This window comes from Streptomyces microflavus (assembly GCF_014650075.1).
Taxonomy (GTDB): domain Bacteria; phylum Actinomycetota; class Actinomycetes; order Streptomycetales; family Streptomycetaceae; genus Streptomyces; species Streptomyces microflavus.
This window is the reverse complement of record NZ_BMUG01000001.1, coordinates 383,368-401,378: the sequence shown is the minus strand read 5'-3', so window position 1 is coordinate 401,378 and position 18,011 is coordinate 383,368. Positions and strand designations below refer to the sequence as shown.

The window sequence follows — 18,011 nt, the reverse complement described above, 5'->3', positions numbered from 1 at the left end:
ACGGGCGGGCGGGGGTCCGGATCAGGCTGTCAGTGGTTGCGCGGGAACCCCAGGTCGACGCCCGACGGCGCGTCCGCCGGGTCCGGCCAGCGGGTGGTGACGACCTTGCCGCGGGTGTAGAAGTGCACGCCGTCGTTGCCGTAGATGTGGTGGTCCCCGAAGAGGGAGTCCTTCCAGCCGCCGAAGGAGTGGTAGCCCACGGGCACCGGGATCGGCACGTTGACGCCGACCATGCCCGCCTCCACCTCCAGCTGGAAGCGGCGGGCCGCGCCGCCGTCCCGGGTGAAGATCGCGGTGCCGTTGCCGAACGGCGAGGCGTTCATGAGGGCGACGCCGTCCTCGTACGTCTCCACGCGGAGCACGCACAGTACCGGGCCGAAGATCTCGTCCCTGTACGCGTCGGAGTCGGTGGAGACCTTGTCCAGGAGGGAGAGGCCGATCCAGTGCCCGTTCTCGAAGCCCTCGACCGTGTGGCCCGTGCCGTCGAGGACGACCTCCGCGCCCTGGGCGGCGGCGCCCGTGACGTAGGAGGCGACCTTGTCGCGGTGGGCGGCGGTGATCAGGGGGCCCATCTCGGAGGCGGGGTCGTTGCCGGGGCCGATCGTGATCTTCTCGGCGCGCTCGCGGATCTTGGCGACCAGCTCGTCGCCGATCGCGCCGACCGCGACGACCGCGGAGATCGCCATGCAGCGCTCACCGGCGGAGCCGTACGCCGCCGAGACCGCCGCGTCGGCCGCCGCGTCCAGGTCGGCGTCCGGGAGGACGAGCATGTGGTTCTTCGCGCCGCCGAGGGCCTGGACGCGCTTGCCGTTGGCGGAGGCGGTGGCGTGGATGTAGCGGGCGATGGGGGTGGAGCCCACGAAGGAGACGGCGGCCACGTCGGGGTGGTTGAGCAGGCCGTCGACGGCGACCTTGTCACCGTGCAGGACGTTGAGGACGCCGTCCGGAAGCCCGGCCTCCGACGCCAGCTCGGCCAGCAGGACGGCGGCCGACGGGTCCTTCTCGCTCGGCTTCAGCACGAACGTATTGCCGCACGCGATCGCCAGCGGGAACATCCACATCGGCACCATGGCCGGGAAGTTGAACGGGGTGATGCCCGCGACGACGCCGAGCGACTGGCGGATCGAGGAGACGTCGACCCGGTTCGACACCTGGGTGGAGAGCTCGCCCTTGAGCTGGGTGGTGATCCCGCACGCCAGCTCGACGATCTCCAGACCGCGGGCGACCTCGCCCAGCGCGTCCGAGTGGACCTTGCCGTGCTCGGCGGTGATCAGCGCGGCGATGTCGTCGCGGTGGGCGTCCAGCAGCGCGCGGTAGCGGAAGAGGATCGCGGTGCGCTGGGCGAGGGAGGACGTGCCCCAGGTCGCGTACGCGGCCTTCGCCGCCGCCACGGCCGCGTCGACCTCCTCCGCCGAGGCGAGCGCCACCTGGGTGGTGACCGCGCCGGTGGCCGGGTCCGTGACCGGACCGTACGCGCCCGACGTGCCCTCCACTGTCTTGCCGCCGATCCAGTGGTTGACGGTCTTCGTCATGACGTTCTCCTTCAGGCTTCAGAGGTGACGGCGTCGGGCAGCGACCTGCCGGTCGTACTCTTCCCGGGCCTTGACCGCCGCAGGTCGGCTCGCGGTTTCGGCCACCGGAACATCCCACCACGCCTGTGCCGGAGGGGGCCCCGACACTGTGTCGGGCGTTTCGGTCTCGACGTAGACACAAGTGGGGCCGTCCGCGCTGCGGGCCTCCGCGAGGGCTTTGCGCAGGTCGTCGACGGTGGTGGCGCGCAGCACGTGCATACCGAGGGAGGCCGCGTTGGCGGCGAGGTCGACGGGGAGCGGCGGGCCGGTGAAGCCGCCGTCGGCGTCGCGGTGGCGGTAGGCCGTGCCGAACCGTTCGCCGCCGACCGCCTCGGAGAGTCCGCCGATGGAGGCGTACCCGTGGTTCTGGAGGATCAGCAGCTTCAGGGGCAGGTTCTCCTGGACCGCGGTGACGATCTCGGTGGGGTTCATCAGGTACGTACCGTCGCCGACGAGGGCCCAGACGGGGCGGGACCGCTCGTGGTTCCGGGTCGCGAGCATGACGCCGATCGCGGCCGGGATCTCGTAGCCCATACAGGAGTAGCCGTACTCGACGTGGTACTGGTCGCGGGAGCGGGTGCGCCAGAGCCTGTGCAGGTCGCCGGGGAGGGAACCGGCGGCGTTGATGAGGATGTCGTCCTCGGTGAACAGGGCGTCGAGCAGTCCGATGACCTGTGTCTGGGTGGGGCGCGCGGTGAGGTCGGGGGTGGTGAAGGACGCTTCGACCCGTTCCTCCCACGCCTCCTTCGCACCGGTGTACTCCGTCTCGTACGCCGGGTCGATCCGGTACGCCCGTCCGGCGAGCGCGCTCGTGAGCGCCTCCAGGCCGGTGCGGGCGTCGGCGACCAGGGGGAGGGCGGCGAGCTTGTGGGCGTCGAAGCCGGTGATGTTGAGGTTGAGGAAGCGGACGGCCCGGTTCTGGAAGAGCGTGCCGGAGGCGGTGGTGAAGTCCGTGTACCGGGTGCCGATGCCGATCACCAGGTCGGCGGTGCGGGCCAGCTCGTCGGCGGTCGCGGTGCCGGTGTGGCCGATGGAGCCCACGTCCGCCGGGTGGTCGTGGCGCAGGGCCCCCTTGCCCGCCTGGGTGGAGGCGACCGGGATGCGGGTGGCGGCGGTGAAGGCGGCGAGGGTCTCCTCGGCTCCGCTGTGGCGGACCCCGCCGCCCGCGACGATCAGGGGGCGGCGGGCGGAGCGCACCGCCCGTACCGCCGCTTCCAGTTCGGCCACGTCGGGCGCCTGCCTGCGGACCCGCCAGACCCGCTCGGCGAAGAACTCCTCCGGCCAGTCGTACGCCTCCGCCTGCACGTCCTGCGGCAGCGCGAGGGTGACCGCGCCCGTCTCGGCGGGGTCGGCGAGGACCCGCATCGCCTGCAGCGCGGCCGAAATCAGCGCTTCCGGGCGGCTGACCCGGTCGAAGTAGCGCGAGACGGGCCGCAGGCAGTCGTTGACCGACACATCGCCCGCGTACGGCACTTCGAGCTGCTGGAGCACGGGATCGGCGGGCCGGGCGGCGAAGGTGTCGCCGGGGAGCAGGAGCACCGGCAGGTGGTTGATGGTGGCCAGGGCGGCGCCGGTGACGAGGTTGGTGGCGCCGGGGCCGATGGAGGTGGTCACGGCGTGGGCGGAGAGCCGGCCGGACTGGCGGGCGTACCCCACGGCCGCGTGCACCATGGCCTGTTCGTTGCGGCCCTGGAGGTACGGCATGCGGTGCGCGGTCCGGTTCCCGTTGCCCGCCTCCACGAGGGCCTGGCCGATCCCGGCGACGTTGCCGTGGCCGAAGATGCCCCAGGTGGCGCTGATCAGGCGGTGGCGGCGGCCGTCGCGCTCGGTGTACTGCCGGGCGAGGAAGGCGACCAGGGCCTGAGCGGTGGTCAGGCGGCGGGTGGGGGCGGGCCGTGCGTTCGCGGGACTCGTCGGGCTCAACCTGTTACCTCCGGGCCGGGCGACGGATGCGCCGTGTCCGGGCGGGCCGTCTGCGGATACGCCGTGCGGTGCTGTGCCGTGTGCTTGGACGCGGTGTGCTGCTCTGCCGTGTACAGCGGCAGTCTGGCGTCGACCGGCTCGTCTCGCCAGGTGTCGCGGATCCATCCGTGGTCCGGATGGTCGCGGATCAGCCAGGCCCGCTCCTCCCCCGGCCCCGCCATCACGTTCAGGTAGTACAGCGTCCGGCCGGGCGGGGCGATGGACGGGCCGTGCCAGCCGTCGGGGATGAGGACCGCGTCGCCGCTGCCGACCTCGGCGAGGACATCCGTACCGCCCTCGCGCGACGGCGAGACCCGGTGGTAGCCGAGGCCGCCGCCCTCCACCTCGAAGTAGTAGATCTCCTCCAGCTCGCACTCCTCGCCCGGGACGTGCTCGTCGTGCTTGTGGGGCGGGTAGGAGGACCAGTTGCCGCCGGGCGTGAGGACCTCGACGGCGATCAGGCGGTCGCAGTCGAAGGTGTCGGCGGCGGCGAAGTTGTTGACCTGGCGCGAGCAGTTCCCGGTGCCGCGCAGTTCGACGGGTACCTCCGGCGCGGGGCCGTAGCGAGCGGGGAGTCGTCGCTCGCACTTCGCTCCTGCCAGGGCGAAGCGGCCTCCTGCGCCGGAGGCGATCTGCGCTCGGTCGTCGCGCGGCACGTAGGCGAAATCACTCACCCCGCTGAACACGCTTTCCCGGCCCAGCAGTTCAAAGGTGCCACCTGCCGTATGCACCGTACAGCCACCGGTCAACGGCAGGACGATCCATTCGCACTCCCCGGTGACGAGCGTATGAACTCCACCCGGCTCCAGCTCCAGAACGCGCAGACTGGACCGGTCCCATCCGGCCATTTTCGGATCGATGTCCAAGACATAGGGCCCTCGCCCGGCACTGCCGGAGGGCAGGTGGTGGCGTGCGCCGTGGCGCTCCTGGTGCGTGTCCATACCCACTCCCTACCCGCCCTCTCCCGGCTACAGCAGCGATACGGCCGTGTCGACGGCGCCCGCCACGTCCCCGTCGACCGGGTAGAGCAACGACCGCCCCACGACCAGCCCCCGTACGGTCGGCAGCCGGAGCGCCTCGCGCCACTTCCCGTACGCCCCGTCGAGGTCGTCGCCCACCTCCCCGCCGAGCAGCACCGCGGGCAGCGTGGACGTCTCCATGACCTGGGCCATGTCGTCCGGGTCCTCGGTGACGGGGACCTTGAGCCAGGTGTACGCGGAGGTCCCGGCGAGGCCCGACGCGATGGCGATGGAGGTGATCACGGCGGCGGCGCCCAGGTCGTTGCGGAGGCGGCCGTCGACGCGCCCGCAGAGGAACGGCTCGACGAAGACGGGCAGCCGGTGCGCGGCCATGGCGTCGATGGTGCGGGCGGCGGCGTGCAGGGTGTCCAGGGAGCCGGGGTCGTCGTGGTCGATGCGGAGCAGCAGCTTCCCCGCGTCGAACCCGTGGCGGACCAGGTCCTCGGGCCGGTGCCCGGTGAAGCGGTCGTCCAGCTCGAAGGTGGCACCCGCGAGCCCGCCCCGGTTCATGGAGCCCATGACGACCTTGTCCTCCAGGGCGCCGAGGAGGAGCAGGTCGTCCAGGACGTCGGCGGAGGCGAGGACGCCGTCGACGCCGGGGCGGGAGAGGGCGAGGCAGAGCCGCTGGAGGAGCTCGAACCGGTTGGCCATGGCGAGGGCCCGGTCCCCGACGGCGAGGGCGCCGCGTGCGGGGTGGTCGGCGGCGATGATCATCAGCCGGCCGGGGTGGGGCGGGCGCGCACGCTCCGAGGCGGAGGTGTCGGCGGTGTCGGCCGCACGGAGCAGAGGGCGCCGCTTCCGTCGGGCGGCGGCTTCGGCGATGGCTTCGGGGCGCTCGGCGCGGAGCCGGACGAGGTCGCGGACGGAGGGTGCGGCGGGGGTGGCGGGGGCCGTGGGACGGGCGCGGGTCATGAGGCCGCTCCGGTGGGCCCGGAGGCGATGTCTTCCGTGACCGCCCCCTCCGTAAGGGCCCGCTCGACCTCGTCCGGGAAGGGCATCGCGGAGGAGCAGGCGAGCCGGGAGGCGACGATGGCCCCGGCGGCGTTCGCGTACCGCATGATCCGGGCGATGTCCCATCCGGCGAGCAGCCCGTGGCAGAGCGCCCCGCCGAACGCGTCCCCGGCGCCGAGCCCGTTGACGACCTCCACGGGCAGCGGCGGTACATCGGCGGTGGAGCCGTCGCGGTGGACGGCGAGGACGCCCTTCGGCCCCTGCTTGACGACGGCGAGCTCCACCCCGGCCGCGAGCAGGGCGCGGGCGGCGGCGTGCGGTTCGCGCTCGCCGGTGGCGATCTCGCACTCGTCGATGTTGCCGACGGCGACGGTCGCGTGGGCGAGCGCTTCCCGGTAGTGGGCGGGCGCCACCGAGCCGTGGTCCCCGCCGTCCCAGAACATGGGCCGCCAGTCGAGGTCGAACACGGTCGCGGTACGGGGTTCCGGGGCCGGGTCCTCGCCGCCGGCCGCGCTCTCGCCGCGGGCGTTCTCGCTACGGACCCGCAGGGCCGCCAGCGTCGCGGCCCGGCTGGGCTCGGCGCTGAGCCCGGTACCCGTCATCCAGAAGATCCGGGCCTCGCGCACCGCGTCGAGGTCGAGTTCCGGCGGGTGGATCTCCAGATCGGGCGCCTTGGGCTGCCGGTAGAAGTAGAGGGGGAAGTCGTCCGGCGGGAAGATCTCGCAGAAGGTGACCGGGGTCGGGTACTCCTCGACCTCCGTCACCCACCGGTCGTCCACCCCGAACCCCTTGAGCTCCTGGTGGAGGTACTCCCCGAAGGCGTCCCGTCCGGTCCGGGTGATCACCGCCGTCCGCCGTCCCAGCCGCGCCGCCGCCACCGCGACATTGGTCGGGGAGCCACCGAGGAACTTGCCGAACGTCTCGACCCGGGCGAGCGGCACCCCGATGTCCAGGGGGTAGATGTCCACCCCGATCCGCCCCATGGTGATCACGTCGTACGGCTCAGGCATACGCATCCCTTCGATCCGCCTGCGCGACCCACCGGTGGCCGGCCGATCCAGGTCTAGCCCCCTCCCGGGAGCCCTGTCAACATTTTGTCCGGACATTCGGACGAACTCTTGACACTCGTCCGTGCGGGCCGCGACGCTGGGCGATATGACCCCCTCCGCACCCTCTCCGGCCCGCATCCGTATCGGCTCGGCACCCGACTCGTGGGGGGTGTGGTTCCCCGACGACCCGCAGCAGGTGCCCTGGCAGCGCTTCCTCGACGAGGTGGCCGAGGCCGGGTACGCGTGGATCGAACTCGGTCCGTACGGCTATCTGCCCACCGACCCGGCCCGGCTGAAGGACGAGACCCGCAGCCGTGGGCTGACCGTCTCCGCCGGCACCGTCTTCACCGGATTGCACCACGGCCCCGACGTCTGGGACCGGACCTGGGCGCATGTCGCCGACATCGCCGAACTGACCCGGGCCATGGGTGCGGAACACCTGGTCGTCATCCCCTCCTTCTGGCGCGACGACAAGACGGGCGAGGTCCTGGAGGACCGCACGCTCACCCCCGCGCAGTGGCGTGACCTGACCTCGCAGACGGAGCGGCTGGGCCGGGAGGTCCGGGAGCGGTACGGGCTCCGCATCGTCGTCCACCCGCACGCGGACACCCATGTCGACAGCGAGGAGAACGTCAACCGCTTCCTCGACGCCACCGACCCCTCCCTGGTCTCGCTCTGCCTGGACACCGGGCACTACGCCTACTGCGGCGGCGACAGCGTCAAGCTCATCGAGACCTACGGGGAGCGCATCGGCTACCTCCACCTCAAGCAGGTCGACCCCGGGATCCTGGCGGCGGTGGTGGCGGACGAGATCCCGTTCGGCCCGGCCGTGGCCCGGGGCGTGATGTGCGAACCGCCCGGGGGTGTCCCCGCCCTGGAACCGGTCCTGGACGCGGCGCGCGCCCTGGACGTCGACCTGTTCGCGATCGTGGAACAGGACATGTACCCGTGCGACCCGGACAAGCCGCTCCCGATCGCCCGCCGCACCCGCGAGTTCCTCCGCTCCTGCGGAACACCCGGCAGGCCCGGAACTCCCGGAGCTCCCGGAACGGCGAGCTGAAACCGCCCCGCCGGGCCCCTGTCAGGCTCCGTCAGCCCCCTGCCGGACCCCCGTGGTCACACCCCCGTACGCCCGTCGATGCGCTCGCGGATCAGGTCGGCGTGCCCGCAGTGGCGCGCGTACTCGCCGATCATGTGGAGGTAGATCCAGCGGAGCGTCACCTCGCCGCCCATGAACGGGCTGGTGTCGTCGAGCCCCCGGGCCGCGCAGTTCTCCCGGCCCCGCCGGGCCTCGGCCTGCCACACCGCCACCGCGCCGCCGTACGTGGCATCCTCGGCAAGCTCGAACCCGCCGTCATGGCCCCCGCCCCCACCCTCGTCGGCCGGGGCGAAGAGGGGTGGGACGTCCTCCTGCGCGAGGACCCGCCGGAACCAGTTCCGCTCCACCGCCGCAGCGTGCTGGACCAGCCCGAGCAACGTCATCGTGGAGGGCGCCGCGGACGCCTCACGGAGCTGCCCCTCGGGCAACTCCTCGCACTTCTGGGCGAGGGTGGCGCGGTAGAAGTCGAGCCAGCCCTCCAGCGAAGTGCGCTCGTCGGCGACCAGCGGGGGCATCGGACGTTCGGAAGTGCTCATGGTCATCATCGTGGCATCCGGGTCTGACATCGCCCCGGTTCCTCACCACAGCCAGCTGTTCGCCCCTTCTGTCACGGCAGTCACTGTTTCGCCACACATATCTCCGTTACGCGGGTTTTCCGTCACAGGCGTACAACAGCCCCACCCCGCCTGCCGTTCGAGGTCGTTCAACCGGGCGCAGGCTGAGTGATCACCGGAGCAGTACCGGTCAGAACAGAACAGCGCAGAGAGGTGTCACGGATGACGGACAGAACACTCTGGTCCTACAAGGACATTGCCGCGCACATCCAGGTCCAGCCGGACACCGTCCGCTCCTACCGCAAGCACGGCCTCCTCCCCCCGCCCGACCAGGTGAAGAACGGAAAGCCGTACTGGTACGGCGACACCGTCCGCGCCTGGGTCGCCTCCCGCCCCCGCAACCGGGGCCGTTGACACCGGCCCCCGTCCCCGAAGGTCCGACGGAGAACCACTGCCGCTACCGGGGCGACTTGCGGAACAGCGCCGCCCAGAGAAAGGACTCACCGAAGACCGGGGACCCGGGCGCTTCGTCGTGCATGCGGCGCAGCTCGATCTCCGTCAGGTCGGAGAAGACGCGGCGCAACTCCTCGGGGGTATAGGCCAGTCCGCCCTTCAGGCTCCCCTGCCGGTAGAGCTCCTCGTCCGGCAGCTCGGAGCCCATGCCGCCCTCCCCCGCCGCAAAGCAGGTGAGCGCGAAATGGCCGCCGGGAGCGAGGCAGCGGTCGAGGAGAGCGAGGTAGCTGATACGCCGGTGGGGCGGCAGGTGGTGGAAACACCCGGAGTCATGGATCAGGTCGTACGGGCCCGCCAGCTCCGCCCCTTCCGACGTCAGGACAAAGGCGTCCCCGCAGTGGAACCGCGCTTCGGCCCCCGAGAGACAGGCCCGCTCCCCGGCCCAGGCGATCGCCGCCGGGGAGAGGTCGATCGCGTCGACGTCGAAGCCGAGCGATGCCAGCGCGTGCGCGTTGCGCCCGGGGCCGCAGCCCAGGTCGAGCGCGCGGCCCGGGGTGATCAGCCCCCGCTCGACGTACGAGACGAGGCTCTCGTCGGGCTTGTCCACGAAGAAGGGCACCGGCTTCGAGCGGTCCCCGTAGAAGTCGTCCCACCATGAAGCGGCGTCGGTGGTCCAGCGGTGCGCCTCGGGCACGAACAGGCTGTCCAGAAGCGTGAGTACGTCGTCCGTCGTGCGGATGTTCCGGTCCATCCGGCCCCCTTTCCCCATGCGCCAATTTTAGGAAGCCGGCGGAAGAAAGACCAGGTCAGAGGTTGTTGGCCGGTCGCCTCAGGGGGCGCCTGAGGGGCTGGTCCGAGCAGGAAGCCCCCTGCCCCCTGACCCCTGGCTGCCAGGGGATCCGCCCACCTGCCACGGGGCGTCAGGAGGCCTCTCCCGCCCGGCCCGAGACCCGTTTCTCAACGGGTCTCGGGCCGGGCGGGAGAGCAAGGCGCCCTGGAGGATGGCCCGGAAGAAGCCACTGGCCTACGCCCCCGTGGTGACCTTCTCCCCGCCCCGGGCGCCCTCGGGTATCTCCCCGTCGGCCGTGGGCTCCCCCGGGCCGCCGGGCTCACCCTTCGTGCCGGAGGCGGCCGGGGCCGACTCCCCTTCGCTGAGGCCGAACCTCTGGTGGAAGGCGCGCAGCGGCTTGGGCGCCCACCAGGTGGCGCGGCCCGTCAGCTTCATCACGGCGGGGACCAGCAGGCTGCGGATCACCATGGCGTCCATGAGGACGGCGAGGGCGATCCCGAGCCCCAGCATCTTGGTGTTGGTGACCCGTGAGGTGCCTATGGCGACCATCACGACCGCGAGGATCACGGCGGCCGCGGTGATCAGTCCGCCGGTGCGGGAGAGTCCGAAGGTGACCGAGCGTTCGTGGTCGCCGGTCCGGTCGTACTCCTCCTTGATGCGGGAGAGCAGGAAGACGCCGTAGTCCATGGAGAGCCCGAAGGCCACGCAGAACATCAGGACGGGCAGGGTCGTCTCGATGTCTCCGGTACTGGTGAAGGCGAGGATCCCGGAGAGGTTCCCGTCCTGGAAGACCCAGACCACCGCCCCGAACATCGCCGTCAGGCTGAGGGCGTTGAGCAGGACCGCCTGGATCGGGATGAGCACACTGCCGGTGAGCAGGAAGACCAGGAGCAGCGTCACCACCACGATGATGCCGATCGCCCAGGGCAGCCGGTCCGCGATGGCGTCCTTGGAGTCGACCAGGACCGCCGCCGTGCCCGTCACCGAGGTGTCGAAGGAGTCGGCGGGCATCGCGCGCAGGTCCCGTACGAGCTGCTGGGTCTCCTCACCGACCGCCTGGCCCTCCGGCAGCACGCTGAAGTACGCGGTCGCGTCCGCCGCGACCGGGCCCTCGACGCGCAGCACGCCCGGGACCTTCTCGATCCGGTCCTTGAGGGCTGCGTACGCGGCGGGTGTCCCCTCCCCCTCGACCAGCATCTCCAGGCCGCCGCCGGGGCTGCCGGGGAAGCCGTCGCGGATGTGCTCCTGGACGACCCGGGACTCGGCGCCGGCGGGGAGCTGGCGGTCGTCCGCCGTACCGAACTTGACGCCGAGGAAGGGCAGTCCGAGGAGGACGAGGCCCACCGTGGTGACGATGGCGAAGACAGGTGCCCGGCGCATCACCAGCTCGGCGAAGCGCGCCCACCCCTTGCCGGTCTCCTCGGCAGCGGCTTCCGCGGCCGCCTTCCTCTTCCCGCGGCGCAGCAGGCGGCGCAGGTCGAGCGCGTTGACCCGGGGGCCCAGCAGCATGAGCGCCGCGGGCAGCAGGATCAGTGCGGCGGCCGCGGCCAGCAGGACCACGGCGATCCCGGCGTAGGCGAAGGACCGCAGGAAGTACTGCGGGAAGACGAGCATCGCCGACAGGGACACCGCCACGGTCAGCGCGGAGAAGAGCACCGTGCGGCCGGCCGTGCGCAGCGTGGTGCCGACGGCCGTCCGGGTGTCGGCTCCGGCGTCGAGCTCCTCGCGGAAGCGCCGGACGATGAACAGCGCGTAGTCGATGGCCAGTCCGAGGCCGAGGGCCGTGGTGAGGTTCATCGCGAAGACCGAGACATCGGTGAACTCGGTCAGACCGCGCAGCACGGCGTTGGTGCCGAGGATGGCGACGATGCCGACGAGGAGCGGCAGCATGGCGGCGATCGCACTGCCGAAGACCATGACCAGCAGGACGAGCGTCACCGGCAGGGCGATGAGCTCGGCCCGCAGCAGGTCCTCCTGGATGATCGTCTGCATCTCGTGCTGGACGGCGACGGGCCCGCCGATCGAGACCTTCACCGGGCCGTTCTCCCCCGCGAAGGCGGGAGCGATCCGTTCGAGCGTCTCGCCCGCCTCCGTCTCGTCGCCCCCTATCCGGGCCGCGATGAGCGCCTCGCGGCCGTCCTCGGCGCGCAGGGCGGGCGACTCCGTCTCCCAGTACGAGGTGACTCCGGATATGCCCTGCTCGGCGGCGAGCCGCTCGGTGAGCCGTGCGGCCTCGGCGGCCACCGCCGGATCGTCGACGGATGCGGTGCCGCTCTCCACCAGCAGGAGCAGGTTGGGCTGCGAGGCGGGGAACTCCCGCTCCAGGGCCTCGGTCGCGTAGGACGACTCGGCGTCGGGGGCCTGCCAGCCACCGCTGCCCATCCGGTCGGCCACCCCGCTCCCGGCGAACACGGCGAGGGCGGTGATCACCAGGGCGGCCAGCAGGGCGAGCCGGGGCCTGGCGGTGACGAACCGGGTCCAGCCCCCGATGCGCTGCGGAGCGGGACCGACGCGCTGCCGAGCGGGCCCGACAGGCTGCGGACCGGTCCGCACGGACTGCGGGCCGGGCGAACCGGGTGGACCGTTGACTTCGGACATGGTGCGGTGTCCCCTTCACCGAGACCCGGGCAGCACAAGGCAGCATGGGTCAGTCATTGCCACTTACACTGGCAAACACGAGTAGTCGCTCGCGTTTCACAAGAATGCGAGCGAGCACTCGCGTTTGTCAAACGCATCATGAAAGCTGGGGATTGCCGTGCCGGAGGCCAGAGCCAAGAAGGGCGCCGCAGGGGACGGCGCAGCCGGAAAACCCGCGGCCGGCGGGGCGACGGAGGGCAGCGCGGGGACGACCCGCCCTCGCCGCCGCCAGGCCCGCGGCGAGGCCCGCATCGCCCAGCTGCTCCAGGCGGCGGCCAGCGTCTTCTGCACCAGCGGCTACACCGCCTCCAGCACCAACGCCATCGCCCGCGAGGCCGGCGTCTCACCGGGCACGCTCTACCAGTTCTTCCCGAACAAGGAGGCCATCGCCGTAGAGCTCGGCGACCAGCTCCTCAACCGCTGGCGCCACACGTACGGCGCCGCCTTCGACCAGACCCACACCGAGCTGCCGCTCGACCGGATGCTGGACGCCGTCCTCGACCCGCTCATCGCGTTCAACTGCGAGAACCCGGCGTTCTTCGTCCTCATGCACGGTTCGGAGATCCCCGGCCGGATCACCGAGGAGCACGACACCCTGCACGCCACCATGCTGAGCCGGGTCGAAGAGATCCTCGCCGGCTACCTCCCGGACGTGCCCGCCGCTCAGGTCCACCGCGTCGCCGACATGGCTTTCATGGCGTTCAAGGCCGGACTCGACCTGATCATGGCCCACGAGGGCGAGGAGCGCGACGCCTACATCCGGGAGCTGAAGACGATCATGTTCCGCTACCTGGACCCCCTGCTCGGCGACGACTCGCCCCACCAGGCCACGAAGAACTGCCAGGCCCCGCAGCCCCACCAGGGCCGCACTCCCTAGAGCGGGCACCGTCGGCAGCACCCGGCGCGCCCGGCTCCCACAAATACCCCCTAGGGGTATAGTATGGAGTGAGTGAGGCGCCCCGGGCTCCCCTGTGGCCCCTTGCGCCACACTCGTATACCTACAGAACGTGTCGACCGAAGACGCGCTGACGAACGCCGACGAACTTCGTGTCCGCCGAAGAGGAGAACGCCATGACCGCCGAGACCGAGACCACCACCCAGTCCACCGGCTCCTGCTGCTCGCCCACCGGTTCCTGCCACGACGGCGGCGCCGCCGACGTGCAGATCGAGGCGACGGACTCGGTGACCACGGTGTACGAGGTGAAGGGCATGACCTGCGGCCACTGCGAAGGCGCCGTGTCGGAGGAGATCTCCGCCCTCGGGGGCGTGACGTCCGTCGAGGCCGTCGCCTCCACCGGCCGCGTCACGGTCTCCTCCAAGGCCCCGCTGACCGAGGACGCCGTACGCGCCGCCGTCGACGAGGCCGGTTACGAGCTCGTCGGCCGGGCCGCCTGAGCGCCCGCGCTCCACATCGCTCCACTCTTTTACCGTCGGGCCGGGCCTGCCAGCAGATACTGGTGAGGTACGGCCCGACCTGCGTTACCCAGGAGTTCGGACATGGCCAGCACAGCAGCAGCCGGGACCCCGGCCGCGAACGCCACCGGGGCCGAGCTCATGATCGGCGGCATGACGTGCGCCTCGTGCGCCGCCCGCGTCGAGAAGAAGCTCAACCGGATGGACGGCGTCACCGCCACGGTGAACTACGCGACCGAGAAGGCGCGTGTCACTTTCGCGGAGGGTCTGGAACTGGCGGACCTCGTCGCGACGGTCGAGAAGACCGGCTACACGGCCCGCCCCATCGCACCCCCGGAGCGGGAACCGGGAGGGAAACCGGGAGGGGACCCGGGAGGGGACCCGGGAGGGAAGCCGACGCCCGAGCAGGGACCCGCTCCGGAGCAGGGACCCGGACAGCGGCCCCAGCCGGAGCCGGGCCCCGAGTACCGGCAGGAGCCCGAGCAGGCCACCGACCCCGACCCCACCCCCGCCGACGTATCGGCGGCAGCCGCCGAAGCGGAACAGGCCTCCTCCCTCGCCGCGCTACGGCAACGGCTCATCGTCTCCGCCGTGCTCAGCGTCCCCGTCGTCCTGCTCGCCATGGTCCCCGCGCTCCAGTTCGACAACTGGCAGTGGCTCTCCCTCTCCCTCGCCGCCCCCGTCGTCGTCTGGGGTGGCCTGCCCTTCCACCGCGCCACCTGGACCAACCTCCGGCACGGCGCCGCCACCATGGACACCCTCGTCTCGATGGGCACTCTCGCCGCCTTCGGCTGGTCGCTGTGGGCCCTGTTCCTCGGGGACGCGGGGATGCCGGGCATGCGGCACGGGTTCGACCTCACCGTCTCGCGCGCCGACGCGAGCTCCACGATCTACCTGGAGGTCGCGGCCGGGGTCATCACCTTCATCCTGCTGGGCCGCTACCTGGAGGCGCGCGCGAAGCGGAAGTCCGGGGCCGCGCTGCGGGCGCTGATGCACCTGGGCGCCAAGGACGTCACCGTACTCAGAAGCGGTACGGAGGTACGCGTCCGAGCCGACCGGCTCGTCGTCGGTGACCGTTTCGTCGTGCGCCCCGGGGAGAAGATCGCCACCGACGGGACGGTTGTCGAGGGCAGCTCGGCCGTGGACGCGTCGATGCTGACCGGTGAGTCCGTGCCCGTGGAGGTCACCACCGGTGACTCCGTGACCGGGGCGACGATCAACGCCGGCGGCCGACTCGTCATCGAAGCCACCCGCATCGGCTCCGACACCCAGCTCGCCCGCATGGCCCGCCTCGTCGAGGACGCCCAGAACGGCAAGGCAGCGGCCCAGCGCCTCGCCGACCGCATCTCCGCCGTCTTCGTCCCCATCGTCATCGCCCTCGCACTCGGCACCCTGGGCTTCTGGCTCGGCAGCGGCGCCGGGCCCACCGCCGCGTTCACCGCCGCCGTCGCGGTCCTGATCATCGCCTGCCCCTGCGCCCTCGGCCTCGCCACCCCCACCGCCCTCATGGTCGGCACCGGCCGCGGCGCCCAACTCGGCATCCTCATCAAAGGCCCCGAAGTCCTCGAAACCACCCGCCGCGTCGACACCATCGTCCTCGACAAGACCGGCACCGTCACCACCGGCAAGATGACCCTCCTCACCGTCCACACAGCCCAGGACACGGACGAGAACACCGTCCTGCGCCTGGCGGGGGCTCTGGAGCACTCCTCCGAACACCCCATCGCCCAAGCCGTCGCCACAGGCGCGGCCGACCGCCTCGGAGCCACCCTCCCCACCCCCGAAGACTTCGCCAACATCCCCGGACTCGGCGTCCAGGGCGTGATCGAAGGGCACACCGTCCTCGTCGGCCGCCCCCGCCTCCTCGCCGACGCGGGCATCGCCCTCCCTCCGGAGCTGACCGCCGCCCTGGCGGAGTCCCAGGAGCAGGGGCGTACAGCGGTGGCCGTCGCCTGGGACGGAAAGGCGCGCGGTGTGCTGGGGGTGGCCGACGCCGTCAAGGACGGCAGCGCGGCCGCCGTGGCCCAGCTACGGGCCCTGGGACTGCGGCCCGTCCTCCTGACCGGCGACAACCGGGCGGTGGCCGATGCCGTGGCCCGCGAGGTGGGCATCGACGAGGTGTACGCGGAGGTCATGCCCGAGGGCAAGGTCGACGTCGTCAAGCGCCTTCAGGCGGAGGGCCGGAGCGTGGCCATGGTCGGCGACGGGGTCAACGACGCCGCCGCCCTCGCGACGGCAGATCTGGGGCTGGCGATGGGCACCGGGACGGATGCGGCGATCGAGGCGAGCGACCTCACGCTGGTTCGTGGAGATCTCAAGGTGACTGCTGACGCAATCCGTCTTTCCAGGCGTACTCTTTCCACCATCAGGGGCAACCTCGTCTGGGCCTTCGGGTACAACGTCGCGGCACTGCCCCTGGCTGCAAGTGGCCTGCTCAACCCTATGATCGCGGGAGCCGCCATGGCGTTTTCGTCCGTGTTCGTCGTCACGAACAGCCTTCGGTTGCGTGCCTTCACGTAACTTCCACAAAGAGATTTAGATCACACCGTTCTCAGGGTAACCATCTGGTGGGTTCATGAGTCTTAGAGTGCGATGCCAAGGATGTCTTGGGGGACGTCCGATGGAGTGTCTTGGGGGACGCTCCTGTGGCAAGCGTTGAGCCGGGGCACGTGCACCGGGGAGCTTTGAGCGGCCCTCCCGTGCGTACGTACCCCGGCAGACCGCAGCACAACAACGGGAGCTTCGGCTCCCCGCAGACGCCCGGCCGGATCCCGTGGGGGGAATCCGCTCCGGGATATGGGAAGCGCCCTGACCGTCAACCCGTGGGGGGATTGGCGGCAGGGCGTTTCTCGCATGCACAGCCGCTCAGCGTTCAGGACGGCCTCACGCTCGCCCTGAACGCCGAATCGCCCCGGACACCGCGCTCTGTGCGAAGCGCGGTACGCGGGGCGAAGGCAGTCGGCCGAAGAGGCCGGGCACTACGGGGTGGTGCGGAACCCGGTGGTGCGGTGGTGCGAGGTCCGAGTCAACGGCCCTCGACCGGGTCGGTACGAGGTCCGGGTCAGCGGCCCTCGACCGGGACGAAGTCGCGCAGGACCTCGCCGGTGTAGATCTGGCGCGGGCGGCCGATGCGGGAACCCGGCTCCTTGATCATCTCGTGCCACTGGGCGATCCAGCCCGGAAGGCGGCCGAGCGCGAAGAGCACGGTGAACATCTCGGTCGGGAAGCCCATGGCCCGGTAGATCAGACCGGTGTAGAAGTCCACGTTGGGGTAGAGGTTGCGCGAGACGAAGTAGTCGTCGGAGAGCGCGTGCTCCTCCAGCTTGAGCGCGATGTCGAGCAGCTCGTCGGACTTGCCGAGCGCGGACAGCACGTCGTGCGCGGCAGCCTTGATGATCTTGGCGCGCGGGTCGAAGGACTTGTACACCCGGTGGCCGAAGCCCATCAGGCGGACGCCGTCCTCCTTGTTCTTCACCTTGCGGATGAAGGAGTCGACATCGCCACCGTTGGCCTGGATGCCTTCCAGCATCTCCAGCACCGACTGGTTGGCGCCACCGTGCAGGGGGCCCCACAGCGCCGAGATGCCGGCGGAGATCGAGGCGAACATGTTCGCCTGCGAGGAGCCGACCAGACGCACGGTGGAGGTCGAACAGTTCTGCTCGTGGTCCGCGTGCAGGATGAGCAGCTTGTCCAGCGCCGAGACGACGACCGGGTCCAGCTCGTACTCCTGGGCGGGGACCGAGAAGGTCATGCGCAGGAAGTTCTCGACGTACCCGAGGTCGTTGCGCGGGTAGACGAAGGGGTGCCCGATCGACTTCTTGTACGCGTACGCCGCGATCGTCGGCAGCTTCGCCAGCAGGCGGATCGTCGAGAGGTGGCGCTGCTCCTCGTCGAACGGGTTGTGGCTGTCCTGGTAGAACGTGGACAGCGCGCTGACGACCGAGGACAGCATGGCCATCGGGTGGGCGTCACGCGGGAAGCCGTCGAAGAACCGCTTGACGTCCTCGTGCAGCAGCGTGTGCTGGGTGATCTCGTTCTTGAAGGTCGCCAGCTCGTCGACCTTGGGAAGGTCGCCGTTGATCAGCGTGTACGCGACCTCGAGGAACGACGAGCGCTCGGCGAGCTGCTCGATGGGGTATCCGCGGTAGCGCAGAATGCCCTGTTCACCGTCGAGGTACGTGATGGCGGATTTATAGGCGGCGGTATTGCCGTATCCGCTGTCCAGCGTCACCAGGCCGGTATTGGCCCGGAGCTTCCCGATGTCGAAGCCCTTGTCGCCGACGGTGCTGTCGATCACCGGGTAGGTGTACTCGTCATCGCCGTACCGCAGTACTACAGAGTTGTCGCTCACGTCATCCCTCACCGACGTAGTGCCTCTTCTTCGAGGTGCCCTGACTGTCTCCACCCTCCCCCATTCGGCTCAGGAGAGTGCACTCGGGGTCGTCCATTGGACCTACTGGCGGCACTGAGTGCCGCCAACTTACTCATCCTGCCCCCTTGACTGCGGTTCCGG

The 18,011-nt window shown here is 70.9% G+C and carries 14 protein-coding genes; 5 read left to right on the top strand and 9 right to left on the bottom strand.

What is annotated here, in order from left to right:
* Window positions 1–29: 29 nt before the first annotated feature.
* The 5 genes from IE264_RS01710 to iolC are packed head-to-tail and all read right to left on the bottom strand — an operon-like array spanning window position 30 to window position 6,513.
* Window positions 30–1,532 carry a CoA-acylating methylmalonate-semialdehyde dehydrogenase gene (locus tag IE264_RS01710; RefSeq protein ID WP_032753337.1) on the bottom strand — a complete coding sequence of 501 codons (1,503 nt, stop codon included), beginning with the start codon at window positions 1,530–1,532 and terminating at the stop codon, window positions 30–32.
* Between the two features lie 18 nt (window positions 1,533–1,550).
* Window positions 1,551–3,494, bottom strand: a complete 1,944-nt coding sequence (iolD, locus tag IE264_RS01705; RefSeq protein WP_032753338.1) for a 3D-(3,5/4)-trihydroxycyclohexane-1,2-dione acylhydrolase (decyclizing) — start codon at window positions 3,492–3,494, stop codon at window positions 1,551–1,553.
* Complete coding sequence (gene iolB, locus IE264_RS01700; protein ID WP_032753339.1) at window positions 3,491–4,474, bottom strand: 5-deoxy-glucuronate isomerase; 984 nt, start codon at window positions 4,472–4,474, stop codon at window positions 3,491–3,493. Before iolB ends, iolD begins: the two co-directional genes overlap by 4 nt.
* Before the next feature lie 27 nt (window positions 4,475–4,501).
* A complete protein-coding gene (locus IE264_RS01695) occupies window positions 4,502–5,464 on the bottom strand; it encodes a Cgl0159 family (beta/alpha)8-fold protein (protein ID WP_032753340.1) in 963 nt (320 codons plus the stop codon).
* The gene (gene iolC, locus IE264_RS01690) at window positions 5,461–6,513 is read right to left on the bottom strand and encodes a 5-dehydro-2-deoxygluconokinase (RefSeq protein WP_032753341.1); all 1,053 of its coding nucleotides are present in this window, start codon (window positions 6,511–6,513) and stop codon (window positions 5,461–5,463) included. The genes IE264_RS01695 and iolC overlap by 4 nt, the downstream gene beginning before the upstream one ends.
* 145 nt (window positions 6,514–6,658) lie before the next feature.
* Here iolC and IE264_RS01685 point away from each other — a divergent pair, with 145 nt between their 5' ends.
* Window positions 6,659–7,612: a sugar phosphate isomerase/epimerase family protein gene (locus tag IE264_RS01685; RefSeq protein ID WP_032753342.1), complete on the top strand. Its 954-nt coding sequence runs from the start codon at window positions 6,659–6,661 to the stop codon at window positions 7,610–7,612.
* A gap of 56 nt (window positions 7,613–7,668) precedes the next feature.
* Here IE264_RS01685 and IE264_RS01680 read toward each other — a convergent pair whose 3' ends face one another.
* Entirely contained in the window at window positions 7,669–8,187 is a 519-nt protein-coding gene (locus IE264_RS01680) for a DinB family protein (RefSeq protein WP_190167563.1), read from the bottom strand.
* A gap of 240 nt (window positions 8,188–8,427) precedes the next feature.
* Here IE264_RS01680 and IE264_RS01675 point away from each other — a divergent pair, with 240 nt between their 5' ends.
* Complete coding sequence (locus IE264_RS01675) at window positions 8,428–8,619, top strand: helix-turn-helix transcriptional regulator (protein ID WP_010064909.1); 192 nt, start codon at window positions 8,428–8,430, stop codon at window positions 8,617–8,619.
* A gap of 43 nt (window positions 8,620–8,662) precedes the next feature.
* Here IE264_RS01675 and IE264_RS01670 read toward each other — a convergent pair whose 3' ends face one another.
* Together IE264_RS01670 and IE264_RS01665 are read right to left on the bottom strand one after the other, a co-directional pair.
* Window positions 8,663–9,409, bottom strand: coding sequence for a class I SAM-dependent methyltransferase (locus IE264_RS01670; protein WP_032753344.1), 747 nt, complete (start codon window positions 9,407–9,409; stop codon window positions 8,663–8,665).
* A gap of 273 nt (window positions 9,410–9,682) precedes the next feature.
* On the bottom strand, window positions 9,683–12,046 hold the full coding sequence (locus IE264_RS01665; RefSeq protein ID WP_032753345.1) for an MMPL family transporter: 2,364 nt from the start codon (window positions 12,044–12,046) through the stop codon (window positions 9,683–9,685).
* Between the two features lie 157 nt (window positions 12,047–12,203).
* On the opposite strand from IE264_RS01665, the gene IE264_RS01660 reads away from it, so the two are divergent.
* The 3 genes from IE264_RS01660 to IE264_RS01650 all read left to right on the top strand — a co-directional run bounded on the left by IE264_RS01660 (window position 12,204) and on the right by IE264_RS01650 (window position 16,018).
* Complete coding sequence (locus IE264_RS01660; RefSeq protein WP_032753346.1) at window positions 12,204–12,962, top strand: TetR/AcrR family transcriptional regulator; 759 nt, start codon at window positions 12,204–12,206, stop codon at window positions 12,960–12,962.
* A 194-nt stretch (window positions 12,963–13,156) separates the two neighbouring features.
* Entirely contained in the window at window positions 13,157–13,480 is a 324-nt protein-coding gene (locus tag IE264_RS01655) for a heavy-metal-associated domain-containing protein (RefSeq protein WP_015608606.1), read from the top strand.
* 102 nt (window positions 13,481–13,582) lie between these two features.
* Window positions 13,583–16,018, top strand: a complete 2,436-nt coding sequence (locus tag IE264_RS01650) for a heavy metal translocating P-type ATPase (protein WP_190167562.1) — start codon at window positions 13,583–13,585, stop codon at window positions 16,016–16,018.
* A 541-nt stretch (window positions 16,019–16,559) separates the two neighbouring features.
* On the opposite strand, the gene IE264_RS01645 is transcribed toward IE264_RS01650, so the two are convergent.
* Complete coding sequence (locus IE264_RS01645; RefSeq protein WP_031122682.1) at window positions 16,560–17,849, bottom strand: citrate synthase; 1,290 nt, start codon at window positions 17,847–17,849, stop codon at window positions 16,560–16,562.
* Window positions 17,850–18,011: the final 162 nt, after the last annotated feature.